Below are 16,874 nucleotides of genomic sequence, written 5' to 3'. Positions count from 1 at the left end.
CGGGTCAGCGCAGGCGGGCCTCGATGGCCTCGATGATCCGTGGGCGCAGTTCCGCGGCGCGGATGACGGCGTCGACGGAGCCGACCTCGACCGCACGCCGGATGTTGTGCACGCGGTCGAACTCCGTGGCCACCTCGCCGATCTTCTCCGCGCGGACCGACGTCCGGAGCTCGTCGAGTTCCGCGGCCAACGTGGCGCGGTCGGCGCCGGAGGCGGCCGCGACGCGGCCCTCCAGGTCGCGCACGCGGGGGTCGGCCGCTGTGCGGGCGTTGACGTCGCCGGAGAACACCACCGCGGCGGCGGGGGCGCCGCCGAGCACCGAGGCGAACGAGCCTTCCAGCGCGAGCACGGTCATGTTCGGGTTCAGCGCCTTCGAGAACACCACGAACGCGCCGCCGTGGTACCGCGAGATCACGCAGAACACGATGGGCCCGCGGAAGTTCACGATCGCACGGCCGATCTCGGCGCCGTACTCCAGTTGCAGCTTCCGCATCGACTCCGGCGAGCCGTCGAAGCCCGACAGGTTCGCCAGCACCACCAGCGGCCGGTTGCCGCTGGCCGCGTTGATCGCCCGCGCGGCCTTCTTCGACGACCGCGGGAACAGAGTGCCCGCGGTGTAGGTGTCCGGGCCGTCGGTGGGCGGGAAGCCGCGCCGCGGCACCGACCGTGACTCGATGCCGAGCAGGCACACCGGCATTCCGCCGAGGTGCGTGTCCTGCACCACCGCGGTCTCCGCGTCGGCCATGCCCGCCCAGCGTTCCAGCACCGGGTGGTCCTGGTCGGCGAGCGCCCGCATCACGGTCCGGATGTCGAAGGGCTTCTTGCGGTCCGGGTTGGCCTCGGCGGAGAAGATCTCGCCGACGGTGGTGAAGTCGCTGCCCGCCACGACATGCGGGAAGTCGGAGATGTCACGGTCGACGGGGTCGGTCGTCCTCGCCCGCCGCGGCGCCTCCTCGCCGGGCGCGACGTACGTGTGGTCGTAGTACGACATCAGCACGTCCCGTGCGGCGGGCAGGTTCGGCGCCCAGTACTGCGCCTGGCCGTTCGGGCCCATCACCCGGTCGTAGCCGCCGATGCCGAAGTTGTCCTCGGCCGACACGCCTCCGGAGAAGTCGAGCGACTGCTTGCCGGTGAGCACCATCGCCGAGTCCGGCGTCATCACCAGGATGCCCTTGGTGTGCATGAGCATCGTCGCCTCGGCGTTCCAGTACGGCTGCGCGCCGACGTTGATGCCCGCGACCACGATGTTGATCTCGCCGCCGTCCTGGGTGAACTCGACGATGCGCTTGAGCGCCGCGGCCACCCAGTCCATGTTCTCCGTGCCCGACTTCATGGAGATCCGGGCGCCGGCGGACAGCGCGTACCACTCCAGCGGCACCCGCATGCGCTCTGCCAGGTCCAGCGCGGCGATCACGCGGCGGCATTCGGGCTCCGACAGCGCGCCGAGCGACTTCGTCGGGTCGCCGAGCAGGACGACCCTGGTGAGGCCTTGTGGGTGCCGCCGGGTCGGCGTGGTGACCACGCCCGCGACGATCGCCGCGGTGTTGTACCCCTTCGGCCGGTCGACCGGCACCAGCGCGTGGTCGTGGTCGAGGTCGTGCTCGACGAAGTCGCCGAGCAGGCCGGTCAGCTCGTACGGGTAAACCGTGTTGCGGCTGCTGGCGCGCAGCACCTTCTGCCGGTATTCGTCGAGCGGCTCGACCGGCTCGTTCGACGGCTCGCCGACGGTCAGTTCGATGCCGCCGGTGGCCTTCAAGGAGATGCGGACGGCGACCTTGGTCAGCTCGCCGGTCTCCCGGTCGCGTTGCCGGGCGATGAAGAGGATCTCCTCCAGCCCGGCGCCCGCGGTCGTCGGCAGCACGCGCCCGGCGATCATCTCCAGCTCCGCGCGGGTGAGGTCGCTCGGCGGCCAGACGTAGATCACGATCCGGTTGGTGTTGAAGCGTTTGTTCGACGGTCGCCGCGACTGGGCGCGGCGGATCGAGTCGAGGCAGGTGGCGACGGTGTCTTCGGCCGTCGGCAGCGCGACCAGCCTGCCGTCGTGTTCGCGCAGCTCGGTCAGGTCGCGCACCTGTGCGAACGCGACGAGGCGGTCGTCCGACGGGTTCTCCCGGGCCACGCACTGGAAGAGGTAGACCTCCTCGTCCGAGGACGGCAGCCGGGTGAGGTCGAACTTGCTCAGCCGCTCCAGCTGCATCCGCTGGGCGATGTAGGGGTGCAGGCCGCGGATCAGTCGATCCTCGGCCATCCCGGTGGCCGACGGGCGGAACGTGAAGTGGTGGTGCATCACCGCGCCGCCGCTGCCCGCGACGGTGGTGGTGAGTCTGCGGACCTGGACCGGCAGCGGGTGCGCGCTGACGACCTCGTGCAGCGCGGCCGCCATCGCGTCGGAGTCCTCCGGCTGCTTCTCCCAGGCGAGATAGATGTCGGCGTCGATGGCCTCCTCGCCGCTCGCCAGCTCCGCGAGCCCGCGCAGCGCGCCGCCCAGCGCTTCGAAGCTCACCGCGGAGGAGATCAGGGACGAGCCGGCGCGCTCGGCGACGACGAACGTGCAGCCCGCGACCTCGCTGGTTCGGACACCGGTGAGGCCCTTGTTGCCGTAGTACCTCCGGGTCAGCACTTCCAGCATGATCGAGTTGTCCAGGTCCTCGCGGATGAGCCGCTGGCCGAGCAGCCGTACCAGCGGCTCGGTGCTGCGCACCATCTCGGCGATGCGCTCGGCGCGGTCCGGCGCGTCCGGATGCGCGTCCAGGTGGCGCAGGTGCTTGCGGACGTCCGCGTAGACGCGGGCGCGGTTGCGGCGCAGCAGCGGCCGGCCGAACCAGGCGTAGACCACGCCGCGCGCGAGGTCGGAGACCGCGGGGAAGCGGACCTGCGTCGCGGCCAGGAGCCGCTCGAGCGCGAGACCGGCGGGCTCGCGCAGCGTCTCGTCCGGCGGCGACTCCCGCAGCCACGCGGACAATAACGCCGTGACGACCGTGGCGTCGGCGGACGCGCGCTGCTGGGCGAGGAAGATCCGGAACACGGCGGCTTCGAGCGCGGGGGAGTGCTCCAGTTCGGTGACACCGTAGTGCCCGAGCGCCTTGGCGAGCTTGGCCTGGAACGATTCCGGCAGCCCGGCCCGCTCGACGTCGAGGCTCTGCAGGTAGGTGTGGAAGTACTCGCGGGCGCTGTGCACGCGGAGGTCGTCGCCGCCGTCCTCGCCCGCCGGCCGGTTGCGGCTCAGCTCGGCGAGGTCGGCGAACACGCCCATGAGTTCGAGTTCCTCGGCCAGCGGGCGGTGGTCTTCCTCGGTGGCCGCCCGGCGCGCGGCGAGGTAGTCGTCGAGCACCCGGTGCTCGTCGTGCGGGTCGACGTCGAAGCCGAGCAGCAGGCCGCGCAGGTCCTCCTGGCCGCGCGTGGTGCGCTCCCGAACCGGGATCCGCTCGGGCGCGGCGGGCAGGTCCAGCTCGACGGACTGGGCGGCCGAGGCGTCCTCGGCTTCGGCGGCGTCGTCGGCGAGCGGTTCCAGCCGCAGGAGCGGCGCACCCGTCTCCACCTGGCTGCCCACGGATACGACGCGTTCCTTCAGCCGCGCCTTGAACGGCGCCCGCAGCACCGTCTCCATCTTCATGCTCTCCAGCACCAGCACCGGTGCACCCGCCTCGACCTCGGCGCCGACCTCGAGCGGGGTGGCGACGACCAGCGCGGGCGCGGGGGAGCGAACGACGCCGCCCTCGTCGCGGCTGACCCGGTGCGTCACGCCGTCCACCTCGACCAGATGGATCGGCCCGTGCGTGCCGGTGAGCAGGCGGTAGCGGGTGCCGTTGACGACGATCTGCCCGGTGTGCGCGTCGAAGCGGTCGAGTTCGACGTCGGCGGTGCGGACGTCGTGACCCACTTCGATGCCGACGCGGAACCGATGCGGACCGACCCGCGCGACGCGCACGCGGTAGCCGACACCACGCAGCTTGAGGTCCAGCGGCCGACCACTCTCGTGCTGCACCTGCGGGCGTCCGCCGAACGCCGTCGACAGCAGCCTCTGCCGCTCGACGCGTTCCTCCTCCTCGTACGCCTCGATGGCGGCGGCCGCCAGCGCGACGGCGGAGTGGCGGTGCGAGACGAGCCTGCCCTCGCCGCGGACGCGGTCGATCCAGCCGGTGTCCGCGCTGGCGTCGATCACCTCGGGCTGGTCGAGCAGGTCGAGCACGAAGCTCTTGTTCGTCGCGCCGCCTTCGATGATCACCGTGGTCTGCGCCATCGCCCGGCGCAGCCTGCCGAGTGCCTCGTCGCGGTCGCGGCCGTAGGCGATGACCTTCGCGATCATCGAGTCGAAGTCGGCGGGGATGGTGTCGCCCTCGCTGACGCCGGTGTCCACGCGGATGCCCGGCCCGGCGGGCAGGTCCAGCCGTACGATGCGGCCTGGGGAGGGCGCGAAGTCGCGGTCGGGGTCTTCGGCGTTCAGCCGGGCCTCGACGGCGTGCCCGCGCTCCACCGGCGGCTCACCTTCGAGCCTGCCGCCTGCCGCCACCCGCAGCTGTGCCTTGACCAGGTCGAACCCGGTGGTGGACTCGGTGATCGGGTGCTCGACCTGCAGGCGGGTGTTGACCTCGAGGAACGCGAACAGCTTGTCGCCGGGGTGGTAGAGGAACTCGACGGTCGCCGCGCCGCTGTAACCGACCGCGACGGCCAGCCGTTCGGCCGACGCCTTGAGCTCGGCTGTCTGCACCGGGCTGAGCACCGGCGACGCCGACTCCTCGATGACCTTCTGGTTGCGCCGCTGCACCGAGCAGTCGCGCACGCCGAGCGCCCACGCGGTGCCCTCGCCGTCGGCGATCACCTGGACCTCGACGTGCCGGGCACCGGTGACCAGGCGTTCCAGGAACACGATGCCGCTGCCGAACGCGCGTGCGGCCTCCTGGCTGGTGCGCTCATAGGCGTCGGCGAGTTCGGCCTCGTTCGTGACCACGCGGATGCCGCGCCCGCCGCCGCCCGCGGTCGCCTTCAGCATCAGGGGATAGCCGATCTCGGCCGCCGCCGTCAGGGCGGCGTCCAGGGTCTCGACCGCGCCACGGCTCCACGGCGCGACCGGCACGCCGACCTCCTCGGCGAGCAGCTTCGCGCCGATCTTGTCGCCGAGCTTGCGCATGGCCTCCGCGCTCGGTCCGACGAAGGTGACTCCGATCTTCTCGCACAGCTCCGCGAACGCCGGGTCCTCTGCGACGAAGCCCCAGCCGACCCACGCGGCGTCGGCCCCGGTCTCCACCAGCGCGCGCTCCAGCGCCTTCAGGTCGAGGTACGGGCGCGCGGACGCGGGACCGAGATCGTAGGACAGGTCCGCTTCGCGGACGAAGGTGGCCGAGCGGTCGACGTCGGTGTGCAGGGCGACGGTCTCGATCCGTGTCCCGGTCTCTGCGGCGAGTTCCCGTACGGCATGGATGAGCCGCATAGCGGCCTCACCACGGTTGACGATGGCGACACGACTGAACACCCGACCGAGCCCTCCTGCAGACCAACAAATGTACGCGCCGCGACACGGCGGTCCCCGGCAGTGTTCCACCCTCCTGAGTACCGGCTGGCAGCGCCATGTCGCAGACAGTGCAGGCTATGCGGCTCCAGTTGTGGGAAACGACCAAAAGCCGTAGGCCGCCCGCCCCTGACCAGGCATGTGCGATTGGAGCATCGGCACACTTCGCACCGATCAGCACCGACGAGGACCCCGACCAGTGGGCGCTCGAGGTGATCCGGTCGCCGGCCCCCGAGCGCCTGCACTACTTCCGCGGGGTCGCCAACGGGGTCTCGGCCTTGCCCCAGAAGCCGAACGTCTCTTCCTCTTCCTCCTTCTTGTCCTCCGGCTCCTCCTCCTCGTCCCGTGGAGAAGCCGGCCAGCGCGACGGCATGAGAATGGGGATGAACATGGCCGTGCCGAGCAGGCCGTAGACGCCGGTGGACAGCAGCGTGATCATGCCTTTGCCCGCCAGCGCGAGCTCCGGGTGTACGGCCGCGCCGGTGGGAGCGATGCCGATGGCGGACGAGACGTCGAGGGCGTAGACCACGGTCCAGGCCAGCAGCGCCACGGCCGGGACGAACGTCACCAGCGGGGATGCCCGCATGGCCAGCGGCAGGCCGACGAGCACGCCCAGCACGGCCGTCACGCCGAGAGCGATCAGCATTCGCGGTTCTGAGACCGGGTCGAGGTTCTCGGAGACGCCTCGGCCCAGCTCCTGGGCCGCCCAGCCACCCCCGACCAGCAGACCCGCCGCGACGACCACGCCGGCGAGGAAGCCGAAAAAGTGCCGCATGACCAACCACCTCCCTGTGAGAGGACCCTTTGGGGTGGGCCCTTTTCGGATCGCCGCAACGTTAGCGACCAAACCGCCTAAATCACAGCAACTTCTGACAATTGGTCAGTCGTTGACGTCTGGACGTGGCTGGATCCGTTGTGCCGATCCCCGGAAAGGATCACTCGAGCGGCGGGAGTGCACCTGTAGCTCACGCCCGGGCTCGCAGGCCGTCTAAGGTGCGGGCCGGATGAGGCGGGCGGCATGGAGGGCGGCGGCCAGCGCATCCGGATCGCCGGTGCGGGTGTAGACCTCGGCCGCGGTGTCGGTGAACTTGATGACGTGCTCGTCGGCGTGGGCGACCGCCCGATCCAGCACCTCGGCGACGGCGCCGGGGCCGGAGGGCGGAGAGGGCAGGGCCGAACGCGGAGCGCCCTCGGGTGGGGCGTAGGCGGAGTAGATCGCCGCGGTGACGGTCCAGATCGCGGTGAGGCTCGGCGCCCAGAGCTCACGCGGCAGCGCGGCCAGGGTGTGCAGCACCGCGTTGGGCGCGGTGGCGGTGTGCACCAGCAGGACCGGTTGTCCATGGCCGTGGGCCAGGTAGCGCAGTGTGGCCGCGGCCACCAGGTCCGTCAGCCGGATGAGCACCTCGTCCGGTGTGGCCGCGGGGGACAGCCCGGCCACCGCCGCCTCCCAGCCGGGCAGGTGCGGCAACTGGCCGAACCGGCCGGCCACGTTGCCGCTCTGGTCGGGGATCCGGGGGATGATGTCCAGCGCCGCCTGCGGACTGAGCCGTCCCGCGGGCGGGCCCGCGGCCGGCACGGGCCGCGACCTGGCCGCCCAGAACGCCAGCCCATGGGCGAGCTCGCCGAGTGTGGCCGGGTTCTCGGCACCGGCGAGCAGCGCGCGCACCACGTGCCCGACCCTGATGACCCCGTGCGTGGTGCCCGCCACGATCCCCGGCAGCAGCCGCGCCCACCAGATGGAGAGCACCTCGCGCCACGGCCGCTCCTGAAGTGCCCGGCTGAAGAAGGCGGTCCAATCGCCGATCCGCCGCCCGTCGCCGAGCGCCTCGGCCCAGTCCGCGTCGGTGATGTCGGCCGTCCGGGAGGGCATCTCGTCGAGCCGGTCCAGGTAGGCCCCCATCCAGCGGTCCACACTGTCCGCCCGCCCTCGGCGGACCAGCACCTCCACGGCCATCGGACCATGGTTGGTCAGCTGGTCCTCTCCCCATTCTGGACCGGTGCGGTGAAATCGTTCGTAGGCCTCGTTCAGTACTCCGCCGTTCACGGCCATCACCTCATTCGCATCGCCATGTGGCCGGACGGCACCAGTCTGCGCGGCCGCGCCGGAGGGGGACATCCGTGCCGACCACCCATCGGCCACGCAGAGCCCACCTACGCACGGGAATGATCAATCGAGTTCCGAAATGCCGGGGACTGCGGTCAGATATGTGGCATGAGCCCGGAATCGGTGTCGAAGCGTGAGGCGGAGGTGCTGCCTCTCCTCGGCGAGCACCTGTCGAACGCCCAGATCGCGAGACGGCTGCACATCTCCGTGCGTACCGTCGAGAACCACGTGTCCTCGCTGCTGCGCAAGTACGGGGTGGGGGACCGGCGGGCGCTGGCCGCCATCGCCGGGCGGGCACCGGACGCCGGCCCGTCGCCGCTCGGCGAGATCGTCGGGGCGCCCACCTGGCGTACCGGCTTCACCGGACGGGCCCATGAACGCGACGCCGTGCTGGCTCTGCTGGGCCCCGGCCGGCTCGTCACCCTGGCCGGGCCCGGCGGGGTCGGCAAGACCCGGTTGGCCGCCGTCGTCGCCGAGGCCGCCGCGGAGAGCCTCCCGCTGAGCGGGGTGTTCGTGGACCTCGTCCCGGTGCGAGACGGGCAGGTCGCCGAAGCCGTGGCCTGGGCGCTCGGCGTGCGGGAGTCGCCGGGCCAGTCGCTGGAGGAGTCCGTGGCGTGCGCGCTCGGCCGAGACCGGCGGCTGATGGTCCTGGACAACTGCGAGCATCTGCTCGACGCCGTGGCCGGTGTCGCCGACCGGGTGTTGCGCGACTGCCCGGGTACGACGATCCTGGTCACCAGCCGGGAACGGCTCGGCGTGCCTGGCGAGCAAGTGGTACCGATCTCGCCGCTGCCGCTGGCCTCCGACGCCGAGGCGCTGTTCGTGGACCGGGCGACCGCGGTCGATCCCGGCTTCACGGCCGATCCGGCGATCATCGCCGAGATCTGCGCCCGGCTGGACGGCATGCCGCTCGCGATCGAGCTGGCCGCCGCCCGTTCCGCCTCGCTGGGGGCGAACGGCCTGCTGGCCGCGCTGGACGACACACTGCGGCTGTTGGCGGGCAGCCGCCATCCGGACGAGCGGCACCGCTCCCTGAGTGCGGTGATCGGCTGGAGCCACGACCTGCTCGGCGTCGATGAACGGGCCCTGTTCCCCCGGCTGGCCGTCTTCGCCGGTGCGTTCGACCTCGAGGCCGCCTGCCGAGTCGCCCCCTCCGCTCCCCGGGGCGCCGTCGCGGACCTCCTGGGCAGATTGGTCGACAAGAGCCTGGTCGTCCGGGGCCGGGAGGCGGGCACCTGGAGGCTGCTTGAGACCGTTCGCGCGTACGCCCTGGACCGGCTTGCCGCGAGCGGCGACCTGGACGAGGTCCATGAACTTCACTTGCGCTGGGCGGCGGACACCGCGCACGTGCTGGCGGAGCACCTGGGCGGGCAGTGGCGGGACCGCTTCGACGCCGTGTGCGACGACCTGCGCGCGGCGCTGCGGAACGCCCCGCCGGGCCTCGGGGCGGTGCCGCACCGGCTCGCCCGCTCGCTCGGCCGTCTCGCCTATGCTCGCCGTCTGGTCAGCGAATCCCTGGAGCACTTCAAGGAGGCGGCACGCCGCGCCCCCACCGCCTCGGCCGCCGCCGCGGACCTGCGTACCGCAGCGCAGGTCGTGTACGCGGTGGGACTCGCCCGCGGGGCGTTCGACCTGCTCATGGAATCCGCCGAGCACGCGGAGGCAGAGGGCGACGACGACGCCCGGGTGATCGCCCTCGCCCACGCCGTCGTCACGGCTTGCAGGTTCACCTCAGGCTTCCCCGACCCGATCCCGCGCCCGCGGTTGCGCGAACTGCTGGATCAGGCGGACGCGATCGGCGGCTCGGGCGACCCTGTGGTGGCCGCCCACCTGGCCGCGGCCGCCGCCTGGTGCCCCCGTTCCTGCCAGACGTCCCCCGACCCGTCACTCGCCGGAGCCGCCGTGGCGGCGGCACGCATCACCGGTGATCCCGTCCTCATCAGTGCCGCCCTGGACACGCGCGGCATGCTGGCGATCCGGGCGGGCCGGTTCCGCCAGGCGTACCGCGTCGCCCGTGAGCGGATGGAACTGACGGGCCTGATGGATCGCCGCCGGCCGGACTCCGCGGCGGAGATCCTCGATTCCTTCCACAACGCCTGGCTGTGTGCGTTCGCCACTGGCGATCTGCTCGCCGCGCTGTCCACGGCCGAGCAGATCACCCACGACGACCTGCTCGGCGCTCATCCGTACCGGTCCGCCGCCAAGCTGATCCCGCCGCTGGTGCTGCTCGGACGCTTCGACGAGGCCCTGGAGCGCGCCCAGCCCATGTGGCACGCCTGGCGGCGCTCCGGCATGCCGATCGCCGCCTGGCTCTTCCCCGCCGCCTCGGGGATCGCGCTCGCCCACGGCCTGCGCGGCGACCACGCCGCTTACCGGCTCTGGCGGGCCCGCGCCGAGCGGACCCTGGGTACGGGCACGCCCGCCCCGACCGCCGACTCCATGGTCTTCGCCGCCTTCGTGGACGCGCGCGTCGCCGTGGACACGGGCTCCGTCGAGGACGCGGCGGCCCTGGTCTCCCGGGCCTTCGCCGACTCGCCCACAGGCTGGCCCGCCGCCTACGCCCGCGCCGCCGGAGCCGAGTTGGCCGTGCTGGCCGGCCTGCCCGACACGGACCGCCACCTGGCCGCCGCGGCCGAGGCGGCCGGTGAGAACGACTGGGCCGCCGCCTGCCTGGCCCGCGCCCGCGGTCGCCTCGGCGACGCCGCCGCCTTTCAGGAGTCGCTGCGGGGGTGGCACCGGATCGATGCGCGGTTCGAGCGCGACCACACCTCGCGACTCCTCACGACGCTCCCCGCCTGACCCGCCCGCGAGGCCGTCCCGGACATGGGTGCGGCCGTGCTCACTGCTCGGCGCTCTCCGCCGCCCCACGCGAGTCGCGTGCGCCGATCTCGCCCCGAACGGCCAGGAGTCGGAGGGAGGCCGGAGGGCATAAAGGCGTGGACATGACCGGAGGCGCTTGTCCCGCAGATCTCGTCCGGGCCGTCCGTGCGGCGGGCATCCGCGACGAGCGGATCCTCGGGGTGCTCCGCGTCATACCGAGAGCGGACTTCGTTCCGGCCGGCGATGCCGCGGTCGCCGACCACGACATACCCATCCCGATCCCTCACGGGCAGGTCACCACGCAGCCTTCGTTGTCGGCGAGGATGATCGAAGGCCTCGGCCTCGCGGGCGACGAGCACGTGCTCGAGGTGGGCACCGGCCTCGGCTTCCAGACGGCGCTGCTGGCCCGCCTGGCCGCCGATGTCGTGAGCATCGACATGTGGCCCGACATCGTGGAGTGGGCGCGGTCGAATCTCGCCGGGCACGGCATCGGCAATGTCGAACTCCTCGTCGGGGACGGGAGTTGCGGCGTACCGGACCGCGCCCCGTACGACGCCGTCATCGTGTCCGCCGCATTTCCCGAGGTGCCTCCGCCGCTGATCGAACAGCTTCGGGTCGGTGGACGCCTGGTGCAACCCATCGGACCGGGCGGGCAGGAGGAAGTCGTCTTGTTCCGGCGTACGGATACCGGACTGCGGCGCCGGCAGGTCCTCACGCCGGCCAGGTTCGTCCGGCTGCGCGGACGGTACGGCTTTCCTCGTGACTGACGAGGTGGTGAGCAGGTGCGGGCCCATGCGGACGACAGCCCGCATGAACACCACTTCTCGTCACGTTCCGACGGCGCCACCACCCGGCCGTCGCACCATGGAGACGTCGATCGGGTCCTGCGCCTCGACCGTGAACCCGTGGCGCTCGTAGAGTCGCCGGGCGGCGCTGCCCTGCAGGACATTCAGGCGAACCGCCATGCCGTCGGCATCCGACCGTTTCAACAGTGTTCGCAGCACGGCCGATCCGAGTCCCCGGCCCTGGAGGCTCGGAACGAGATAGAAATGCTCCAGCCACCGCCCGTCCTCCGCCGGGCGCACGGTGACGCAGCCCGCGAAGGCGCCGTCCGCCACGATGACCGACGTGTGCTGAGGGGAGAAGGAATCCCGCAGCCGCTGCCGGACCCGATGCTCATCGAACCGTCCCAGCCGCTCCAGGTCCGGGCGCATCACCGTCGCCCGCAACTCCGCGATCGCCTCGACATCCGACGGCTCTGCGGAACGCAGCACCCATTTCATGGGATGGCCCGGCTCGGTCGTGGGCGTCCCCTGACCTGGGCGTATCTCGTCCGCCCTCGTCCTCGTGTCCATGGCCGAAGTATCTCAGCGGCTTCGTGTGCACGCGCAACGAGATCGTTTACGGACTCGCGCGTGGACGCCGGCGCCGGAGCGTCCCGCGGTCAGATCCGCTTGATCGTCGCGAACCAGGCCGGTGCGCCGTCGTCGTCGTGGTATCTCGTCTGGACCCGGTCCGGTTCGATGGCGGCGACGTTCCATCCGTTGCCGGGGTCGAACGCCGCTCTCAGCTCTTCCTGAGTGACGGGGTGCGGGCCGGTGTCGGGACCCTCGTCGCTGAAGCACAACACGTAGAGGGTTCCCCCGTGCTCGGTCACCGACGCGAGACTCGCCACGTACGCGGGTCGCTCGTCGCCGTCGCAGGTGTGGAACATTCCGCAGTCCATCACGGTCTCGAACCTGCGTCCCAGACGCTCCAACCGGAACGCGTCGGCCACGGCGAACTCGGCCGCGATCCCGCGGTCGGCGGCTTTCTTCCGGGCGATCGCCAGTGCCGTCTCGGCCACGTCGACGCCCAGAACCGAAAATCCCAGCGAGGCGACGTGAAGAGCGTTGTCGCCGGTCCCGCAGCCCGCGTCGAGCACCGCTCCGGCGAATCCGCCTCGGAACGCGCGACGCACCACCGCCGGCTGCGGCCGACCGATATCCCAGGGCGCGGGGCCGTCACGGTAGGACGCGTCCCAGGGCAGTCCCGTCATCCGTTCGTGACTGGTCGGGTTCCGGCCATTGAACGGATCTTCAGCAAGGGTTCCTGATCGCTCCGACAACTCGGCCCCTTCCCGCGACTGATCCTGCCGCCTCATCGTGGCACACCCTTAGGGCAACCAATGGTTGCGCATACTGGAGGACTCCTCTACAGTCATGCGCAACTAAACGTTGCGAGATGATGGAGGGCCGGAATGGAATACGGCAGCATCGAACGGGAGATCCACGTCGAAGCCACGCCTGAGGTGGTCTACGAGGTCATCAGCACGCCCGAACACCTGCGGGAGTGGTGGCCGGACGAGGCGGAGCTCGAGCCGGTGCCCGGCGCCACCGGGGTCATCTCGTTCGGCGACAGGTCCACGCCGGAGGCGCACGTCGTACCACTCACGGTGGTGGAGGCCGACCCGCCCCGGCGGTTCTCCTTCCGGTGGGTGTACGGCGAGGATGCGGCCGCGATACCGGCCAACTCGCTCCTGGTGACCTTCGATCTGGCCCCGTCCGGTGCGGGCACGCTGCTGCGCTTCACCGAGACGGGGTTCCGGGAGAAGGGCTGGGAGGCGGCCGTGCTCGAGGAGCAGTACCGCGACCACACCACCGGCTGGGACCACTACCTGCCCCGGCTCGTCACGTACGTCGCTCGGCTGGTGTCGACGCCATGAGCTTCACCATCGACGACGAGCTCTGGTCGGCGGTGGGTGACCCCATCCGGCGGCGGATGCTCGACCTGCTGCTGACCGACGGCGGCGGCACGGCGACCACGCTGAGTGCGCGGCTGCCGGTCACGCGGCAGGCGGTCGCCAAACATCTCGGCGTACTCGACCGGGTCGGGCTGGTCCACGTCACACCGTCCGGACGCGAGCGCCTCTACGCGGTGGACGAGGCACAGCTCGCCCGCGCGATCGCGCAGCTGTCGTCGGTCGGCGCCACCTGGGATGCCCGGCTGCGTCGCATCAAGCGGATCGCCGAGGCGATCCAGCGCAACCAGCAGAGCTGACCCCCTCACGAACGAACGCCGCCACGTCCGTGGCGGCGCCGATGAACCCTGCCCGCATGCGGGCGCTCACATGAGAAAGAGGTGTCGAGATGGTGGACATCCTGCACAGGATCGGAGTCACGTCGTCTCCCGACGACGTCTACGCGGCCTTGACCACGGTCGACGGGCTGGCGAGCTGGTGGACAGAGGACGCGGAAGGCGACGGCGACGTCGGGGGAGTCCTCCGGTTCCGCTTCGTGCCCGGCGGCTTCGACATGAAGGTCCTGGAGGCTCAGCCCGCCGAGCTCGTGCTCTGGGAGGTCGTCGACGGTCCCGAGGAGTGGATCGGAACGCAGGTTCGCTTCGAGCTCAAGCAGGAGGACGGCTTCACGATCGTGTTGTTCCGGCACGAAGGCTGGAAGGAGACGGTGGAGTTCATGTACCACTGCAGCACAAAGTGGGCGACCTTCCTGATGAGCCTCAAGAAGCTGGTCGAAACCGGCAAGGGCGAGCCCGCGCCACACGACGTCCAGATCAGCAACTGGCACTAGGGCCTGTACGGACTTCGAATCTTCAGGCGGGGCGGAGGCTGCGGATCCGACGGCCGCCGGTCGGGAGCAGCGCGAGGTGGTCCCGGCCTTCCTGGCGGCGGCTCGCCGCGGCGACTTCGAGGGGTTGCTGCGCGTGCTTGACCCCGAGGTGAGGCTGACCGTCGACACCCCCAACGGTGTGGTCGTCATCCTCGGCGCCACCAAGGTCGCCGAAGGTGCAACCGCGCGAGTCGCCGCCGGCGCAGCCGCGAGAGGGCGAGCAGTGCTCGTCAACGGCCTTCCCGGGTTCGTCTCCTGGCGCGAGGATGGAACTCCGCTCTCGGTCATGGCGTTCACCGTCGTCGACGGCCGGATCGTCGCCATCGCGACCGTAATCGCCCCGGCCAGGCTCGCGTCGATGAACCTGCCGGATCCGGGGTGAGCCACTGCCGAGCATGAGGTTGCGGCAATGCAAGCTGCCCGGCCTTCATCTATGCGAAGCCACCTTGTAGAACGGAAGCTCCTGGCGATCCACGATCTTGGTTGACGTGCATCCTCCAGGAGCTTCTTCGATTCACGACGCAGGCACGCCATCCATGATCGCCCTGCGACCAGCCACATCAGGCTTTAAATGCTCGGTGAGTTCAACAGTTGCGGAACACAACATCTGCCCTGTCGTTGAAGTCGTAGAGATAAGAGAGCGGCCCAGGGTTGTAGTTGGTGAAGAGGTACAAGTCGGTTTCCCAGTTTAGAGCTTCCCAGTAGTCGACCGAGCTGGTAGTGCTGTTGTCGACCGAGGATATGCGGTCTCTCCAGCCCCATGTTGCGAGGTCCTGCCTACCGCAGGACGAAAGCTTGCCTCGCGGGTAGCCGAAATTAATGTTCTCGTAGAAGCAGAACCAGCCGGACGGGCAGTCGGCGACGCCGAGGGCGACCTGCTGCCCAGGCAGAGCGTACGTCACCACGAACTTACCGTTGTCATACGAAACCTCGTTCAGGCTCGTCTGCTTGCCCCCCGGGGCGATCTTCATCTGAAGTGCGATCTGGTCGCGTAACTCCGCATCCGAACGGGCCTGCCGACTCAGCAGAGACGGCACGCCCGTTGAGCCGGCCGATGCCGATGACGTGGCTACCGAGGCAGGAGAAGAAACTGCCGATGCCGCCGTCGCCGCTGTGGCCGGCGCCGAGAACGCGACCGCCGACGCAACCGTGAGCGCCATACCCGCAACCAGACCGATACGCGCGACTTGCTTTCCGAGCTTCATTTACAAAACACCCCTTCGTAAAGCGATCCGCATCTTCCCTGTCCGAGTTCTGGTCGAGAATAACATTTGAGCACTTTGAGCGCGATAGTAATCTCACAACGCATTTGACCACATCCGGTCATAGATGTCAGAGTTTCGGATAATCATTTCGCGGCGTCAGGGCGGCGGCCGATGACCGCCCGATTCTGGCGGCGATCATCGTTCGTGGCCACCACCAGGTGCGCCTGGCGACAACTGCCGCCGATCTTCGGCGCGTCTTGGCAGACGATCCGCCGGTGTTTCTCCGAGTGGAGCAAGGCGCGGGCGTGGGCCAAGACGCGCCGGATCCTCCTGGACGAGCTCGGCTCACAGGGAACTGGACCAGAATGTGATGAATTGGCACCTTCGGTATTACCGGCGAGGTGGATTCCAGCCAATGGAAACGCCATGCACAGAATCACCGGCCTGCTCGTCTGGCCGCCATGCCGGCAGAAGTGTTCGGCCCTCTGCATGCCGTGCAGCCCCAGGAGGTGGGCCCGCAGAGGGCTCAGTCGGGTGAACCGCGGACGCCCCTCCCCAACGGCCACCGGGAAACTCCGGCCGGATGACCACGACCCTGGCATGAAGCCCCGGGACTACATTTCCCGGGGCTTCGCAAGCCCGACTAGCTAGACCTTTGGTACGTGCGCAGTGAGGTCAGCAGTTGCGGTTCACGAGATCTGCCTCATTGTCGTAGACGAGACTAGAGAGCGCCCCAGGGTTGTAGTTGGTGAAGAGGTACCTGGTTCCGAAGGGGCTTGCATCTGCCCAGTATTCGACCGAGTTGGTAGTGCTGTTGTCGACCGAGGATATGCGGTTTCTCCAGCCCCATGTTGCGAGGTCCTGCGTGCCGCAGGACGAAAGCTTGCCTCGCGGGTAGCCGAAATTGATGTTGTCGTAGAAGCAGAACCAGCCGGACGGGCAGTCGGCGACGCCGAGGGCGACCTGCTGCCCAGGCAGAGCGTACGTCACCACGAACTTACCGTTGTCATACGAAACCTCGTTCAGGCTCGTCTGCTTGCCCCCCGGGGCGATCTTCATCTGAAGTGCGATCTGGTCGCGTAACTCCGCATCCGAACGGGCCTGCCGACTCAGCAGAGACGGCACGCCCGTTGAGCCGGCCGATGCCGATGACGTGGCTACCGAGGCAGGAGAAGAAACTGCCGATGCCGCCGTCGCCGCTGTGGCCGGCGCCGAGAACGCGACCGCCGACGCAACCGTGAGCGCCATACCCGCAACCAGACCGATACGCGCGACTTGCTTTCCGAGCTTCATTTACAAAACACCCCTTCGTAAAGCGATCCGCATCTTCCCTGTCCGAGTTCTGGTCGAGAATAACATTTGAGCACTTTGAGCGCGATAGTAATCTCACAACGCATTTGACCACATCCGGTCATAGATGTCAGAGTTTCGGGTAATCCTTAAAGGCAATTTGGTACCATCTGTCGCAGGCCGGGAACCGGAACGCCAGTCGGGGCAGCCAAGGTAAGCCAAGGAAACGGATGGCGGGGCTCAGTGGATAAGCCGCCGTATCTGCTTTAGACGACCGGCCAACCCAGCTGGAAACTCCACCGCGGGCGCCGCCCAGGCCCCGACCGGACTCAGTCGCGACC

The 16,874-nt window shown here is 69.7% G+C and carries 14 protein-coding genes; 7 read left to right on the top strand and 7 right to left on the bottom strand.

Going from position 1 to position 16,874, the window contains the following annotated elements:
- Positions 1-4: 4 nt before the first annotated feature.
- The 3 genes from Psi02_RS36580 to Psi02_RS36570 all read right to left on the bottom strand — a co-directional run bounded on the left by Psi02_RS36580 (position 5) and on the right by Psi02_RS36570 (position 7,550).
- Positions 5-5,470 carry an ATP-binding protein gene (locus Psi02_RS36580; RefSeq protein WP_203980443.1) on the bottom strand — a complete coding sequence of 1,822 codons (5,466 nt, stop codon included), beginning with the start codon at positions 5,468-5,470 and terminating at the stop codon, positions 5-7.
- Positions 5,471-5,750: 280 nt separating this feature from the next.
- Positions 5,751-6,281 carry a hypothetical protein gene (locus Psi02_RS36575; RefSeq protein ID WP_203980442.1) on the bottom strand — a complete coding sequence of 177 codons (531 nt, stop codon included), beginning with the start codon at positions 6,279-6,281 and terminating at the stop codon, positions 5,751-5,753.
- 213 nt (positions 6,282-6,494) lie between these two features.
- Complete coding sequence (locus Psi02_RS36570) at positions 6,495-7,550, bottom strand: questin oxidase family protein (protein ID WP_203980441.1); 1,056 nt, start codon at positions 7,548-7,550, stop codon at positions 6,495-6,497.
- 168 nt (positions 7,551-7,718) lie between these two features.
- On the opposite strand from Psi02_RS36570, the gene Psi02_RS36565 reads away from it, so the two are divergent.
- Entirely contained in the window at positions 7,719-10,409 is a 2,691-nt protein-coding gene (locus tag Psi02_RS36565; RefSeq protein WP_203980440.1) for an ATP-binding protein, read from the top strand.
- Positions 10,410-10,552: 143 nt separating this feature from the next.
- Entirely contained in the window at positions 10,553-11,197 is a 645-nt protein-coding gene (locus Psi02_RS36560; RefSeq protein WP_203980439.1) for a protein-L-isoaspartate O-methyltransferase family protein, read from the top strand.
- Positions 11,198-11,257: 60 nt separating this feature from the next.
- On the opposite strand, the gene Psi02_RS36555 is transcribed toward Psi02_RS36560, so the two are convergent.
- Together Psi02_RS36555 and Psi02_RS36550 are read right to left on the bottom strand one after the other, a co-directional pair.
- Positions 11,258-11,785, bottom strand: a complete 528-nt coding sequence (locus Psi02_RS36555; RefSeq protein ID WP_239095467.1) for a GNAT family N-acetyltransferase — start codon at positions 11,783-11,785, stop codon at positions 11,258-11,260.
- A gap of 89 nt (positions 11,786-11,874) precedes the next feature.
- Positions 11,875-12,468, bottom strand: a complete 594-nt coding sequence (locus Psi02_RS36550) for a class I SAM-dependent methyltransferase (protein ID WP_239095466.1) — start codon at positions 12,466-12,468, stop codon at positions 11,875-11,877.
- Positions 12,469-12,669: 201 nt separating this feature from the next.
- On the opposite strand from Psi02_RS36550, the gene Psi02_RS36545 reads away from it, so the two are divergent.
- The 4 genes from Psi02_RS36545 to Psi02_RS36530 all read left to right on the top strand — a co-directional run bounded on the left by Psi02_RS36545 (position 12,670) and on the right by Psi02_RS36530 (position 14,420).
- Entirely contained in the window at positions 12,670-13,134 is a 465-nt protein-coding gene (locus tag Psi02_RS36545) for an SRPBCC family protein (RefSeq protein ID WP_203980437.1), read from the top strand.
- Positions 13,131-13,469, top strand: a complete 339-nt coding sequence (locus tag Psi02_RS36540; RefSeq protein WP_203980436.1) for an ArsR/SmtB family transcription factor — start codon at positions 13,131-13,133, stop codon at positions 13,467-13,469. The genes Psi02_RS36545 and Psi02_RS36540 overlap by 4 nt, the downstream gene beginning before the upstream one ends.
- Before the next feature lie 89 nt (positions 13,470-13,558).
- Positions 13,559-13,999, top strand: coding sequence for an SRPBCC family protein (locus tag Psi02_RS36535; RefSeq protein WP_203980435.1), 441 nt, complete (start codon positions 13,559-13,561; stop codon positions 13,997-13,999).
- A 76-nt stretch (positions 14,000-14,075) separates the two neighbouring features.
- Positions 14,076-14,420, top strand: a complete 345-nt coding sequence (locus tag Psi02_RS36530; RefSeq protein WP_203980434.1) for a sigma-70 family RNA polymerase sigma factor family protein — start codon at positions 14,076-14,078, stop codon at positions 14,418-14,420.
- Positions 14,421-14,622: 202 nt separating this feature from the next.
- On the opposite strand, the gene Psi02_RS36525 is transcribed toward Psi02_RS36530, so the two are convergent.
- Positions 14,623-15,243, bottom strand: a complete 621-nt coding sequence (locus Psi02_RS36525) for a peptidase inhibitor family I36 protein (protein WP_203980433.1) — start codon at positions 15,241-15,243, stop codon at positions 14,623-14,625.
- Between the two features lie 171 nt (positions 15,244-15,414).
- On the opposite strand from Psi02_RS36525, the gene Psi02_RS41265 reads away from it, so the two are divergent.
- Positions 15,415-15,894 (top strand): hypothetical protein, encoded by a 480-nt coding sequence (locus tag Psi02_RS41265; protein WP_373317748.1) that lies wholly within the window; start codon positions 15,415-15,417, stop codon positions 15,892-15,894.
- Positions 15,895-15,918: 24 nt separating this feature from the next.
- Here the strand turns inward: Psi02_RS41265 and Psi02_RS36515 are convergent, their stop codons facing one another.
- A complete protein-coding gene (locus tag Psi02_RS36515; protein ID WP_203980431.1) occupies positions 15,919-16,536 on the bottom strand; it encodes a peptidase inhibitor family I36 protein in 618 nt (205 codons plus the stop codon).
- Positions 16,537-16,874: the final 338 nt, after the last annotated feature.

This window comes from Planotetraspora silvatica, from assembly GCF_016863315.1.
Lineage (GTDB): Bacteria > Actinomycetota > Actinomycetes > Streptosporangiales > Streptosporangiaceae > Planotetraspora > Planotetraspora silvatica.
This window is presented reverse-complemented; position numbering and strand designations above follow the sequence as displayed.